This window comes from Kitasatospora sp. NPDC091257 (genome assembly GCF_044757675.1).
GTDB classification, from domain to species: Bacteria; Actinomycetota; Actinomycetes; order Streptomycetales; family Streptomycetaceae; genus Kitasatospora; species Kitasatospora lactacystinica.
The window spans coordinates 1-2,852 of sequence record NZ_JBIVVI010001156.1 but is presented as its reverse complement, the minus strand read 5'-3'; the positions used below and the strand labels follow the sequence as shown (position 1 = coordinate 2,852).

2 protein-coding genes and 1 pseudogene are annotated in these 2,852 nt (G+C 73.8%); all 3 read right to left on the bottom strand.

Features of this window, described 5'->3' with window-relative positions; all coding sequences use genetic code 11:
- Window positions 1-108: 108 nt before the first annotated feature.
- The 3 genes and pseudogenes from ACIQOV_RS35735 to ACIQOV_RS35725 all read right to left on the bottom strand — a co-directional run bounded on the left by ACIQOV_RS35735 (window position 109) and on the right by ACIQOV_RS35725 (window position 2,410).
- A complete protein-coding gene (locus ACIQOV_RS35735) occupies window positions 109-1,047 on the bottom strand; it encodes an aegerolysin family protein (protein ID WP_401054987.1) in 939 nt (312 codons plus the stop codon).
- 100 nt (window positions 1,048-1,147) lie between these two features.
- Entirely contained in the window at window positions 1,148-1,456 is a 309-nt protein-coding gene (locus tag ACIQOV_RS35730; protein ID WP_401054986.1) for a hypothetical protein, read from the bottom strand.
- A gap of 270 nt (window positions 1,457-1,726) precedes the next feature.
- Window positions 1,727-2,410 (bottom strand): annotated as a pseudogene (locus tag ACIQOV_RS35725) (aldo/keto reductase).
- Between the last annotated feature and the right edge of the window lie 442 nt (window positions 2,411-2,852).

Below are 2,852 nucleotides of genomic sequence, written 5' to 3'. Positions count from 1 at the left end.
GGTCCGGAGCGGGGCCGGACCCGCGGCGGGCCGGGGAGCGCGCCGCCCCCGCCCGGGGCGCGGGTGCACCCGGCCCGGACGGGGGCGGCGCCGGTTCATGCGGTGCGATCAGGACTTCGACAGGGTGAAGGAGACCGCGGCGTTGTCACCGCCGCCCCCCTGCCAGGTGCACTTGTACCCGGCCGGGGCGTCGCAGCTGTAGCTGTTGCTGCCCGTGTAGGGGTTGTTCCAGTGCACCTTCACCTTGTTCTGCTCCCCGAGCACGTCGAAGGTCACGTCGCCCTCCGTGCCGGTCATGAAGCCGTCCGACTCGCTCGCCCACTTCGCGGTGATACCGGACTGGACCATGGACGGGGGCATCCCGCCGTCGGACCAGATCCCCCACTGCAGGCTCGCGCCGGAGCGGGTGAGCAGCTTGCCGGAGTTGTTGGTCAGGTTGACGGACGTGCTCCGGGCGGCGGAGAGGAGGCTGGGCGACTCCGCGGCGGCCGGGGACACGGCGGCCAGGGACGCGCGCCCGATGCTGAACGTCACCGAGGTGTTGTCCCCGCTGCCACCGCTCCGGGAGCAGGTGTACCCGTACGGGACGGAGCAGCTGTAGTCGTTGCTGCCCCAGTAGGGGTTGTTCCAGTGCAGCTTGACCTCGCCACCGTCGGCGAGCGTGTAGGTGATGTTCCCCTCGGTCCCGGTCGCGAAGCCGCAGGACTCGCTCTGCCAGCTGGCCGACTTGGTGTTGGGGACGTAGTCGGACGGCAGCATGTCGTTCGTCCAGCAGCCGTGGTCGAGCTTCTCCCACGTCTTGGTCAGGCCGGACCCGCTGTTGTTGGAGAGGGTGACCTTCGTGGAACGGTCCGCGGTGATCCGCGGCACGCTCGCCGACTCGCTCTCGGCGGCCGGGCGCTGCGCCGCGGACGCCTGCGGCCCGGTCTGTCCGGCCGCGGCCTGGGCGGACGGGGCGAGGGCGACCGCTCCGGCCGCCATCAGCAGGGCGGTGAGGGCGCCGGCGGCCGTGCGGCCCAGACCGGTGATGGACGTCGTACGCTGCATGGGTCTACCAACTCTCTTCGAGGCCGGGCGAGCGGACGTGTCTCACGCTCGCCTTGTTTCCATCCGGAGGGCGTCACGGCTCGTGCCGGCGCCGGGGGACTCACTGGATGTAGAGGTCCCACCGGTACGCGCCGTCGACCACGACCTGCTCGATCTTGTCCTTGATGGCGCTTCCGAGGCCGTAGAGCACCCAGTAGGCCGCCTGCGCCGCGACGAACGATTCGTACCGGCCGGCGTAGCGCCAGATCTCGATCGCCTGCGTCGAGGCGCCTTCCTGGACGGCGGGCGTCGCGGCGGCGTGCGCCGGGGCGGGGGAGGCCGCGGCGGCGTAGGCCTGGGCGGTGCCGCCGACGAGAACCGCGGCGGCGAGAGTGGCGCAGAGCGAAGCCACGCGAATTCGCCTGTTCATGACAAATCCCTCCTGATGTTCCACGTGAACGGCCGGTCACCGGTGGCGGATCGGTCCCGCCCCGGCCCGGCCGTGGGGTGCGGTGGTGGTCACAGACTGGCACGCGACCACCACGCTCGGGCATCGTGGAAAACCGCGAACTTGGCACGGAGCGCGCCCCCGGCCTGGGGTGCGGACCGCGCCCCCGGCCTGGGGCGCGGACGGGGCGCGGTCGGTCGGCGCGGGCCGGGGCTTGTCCCGCACGACAGGCCCCGACGGCGGGGCGGAGGGTCAGGCCGCGGTGTCCAGCCGTCGGCGCTGCTCCTCGTCGAGGACGAGGTCCAATGCGGCCAGGCTCTCGTCCAGTTGGGCGACGGAGCCGACGCCGAGCACCGGCACGGTCGGGACGGGGTGGCCGATCAGCCAGGCGAGCACCACCTGGTTGACGGTGGCGCCGGTCTCCTCGGCCACCTCTGCCGGCGCGGCCGGCTGCGCCCGCGCCGCCGGCCACCCGTACTGCTCGGGCAGCGGCCGGTCGGGGCGGCAGTACGAGCCGCCGAGCAGCGGGGAGTAGGCGAGCAGTGTCAGCGACGGCCGGGCCGCGAGGAGGGAGAGCAGGGCCTCGTCGGCGTGCCTCTGGATGCCGAAGTCCGCGCCGGGCCGCGGCCGCAGGTAGCTGTGGCGCTGCTGGACGCACCGCTAGCCGGGCCAACTCCGTTCGGCGGCGAGGTCGTTGGCGACAGCCAGGTCGGCGGCGCGGTGGCTGCTGCAGCCGAGGGCGGTGACCTTGCCGTCGGCGACCAGCCCGGCGAAGGCGCCCATGGTCTCTTCGAGCGGCGTCGCCGGGTCGGTCACGTGCGCGTAGTACAGGTCCAGTCGGTCGGTGCCGAGGCGGCGCAGGCTGCCGTCCGCGGCCTCGCGCAGCGCGCGGGCGGACAGGCCCTCGACGTGTTCGGGGAAGGGCAGCCCGGGCACCGGGCGGGCGCCGGCCTTGGTGGCGAGCACCAGGTCGTCGCGGTGGTGCCGAAGGTCATCGCGCCGAGACAGAGCGCACTGGCGGACCGTCCGTCAGGTCCGAGGCTGCGAGAGCGCATCGGTCTTCCCTCCAGGGGTGTCGTCCAAGGGGTGGCCGGTGGTGACCCGGTCACCGGAATCATGACGCGGCGCGGCCGCCGGGCGGCCGCCGGTCCACCACGACCGGACGGCGGCTGCCCGGCGGTCACCTCGCGGCCGCGCGGGGGTTCACTCGGCGCGGGGGAGGTAGGCCAGGCCGTGGGCGCCCGGGTCGGCGAGCCTGGGGACGGTCAGGCGGGAGACGGGGGTGAGGGTGGCCAGGTCGATGACGTCGACGGTGGAGGAGACGACGCCGGCGACGTAGGCGAGGCCGCCGTCCGGGGAGGAGGTGATGGTGAGGGGG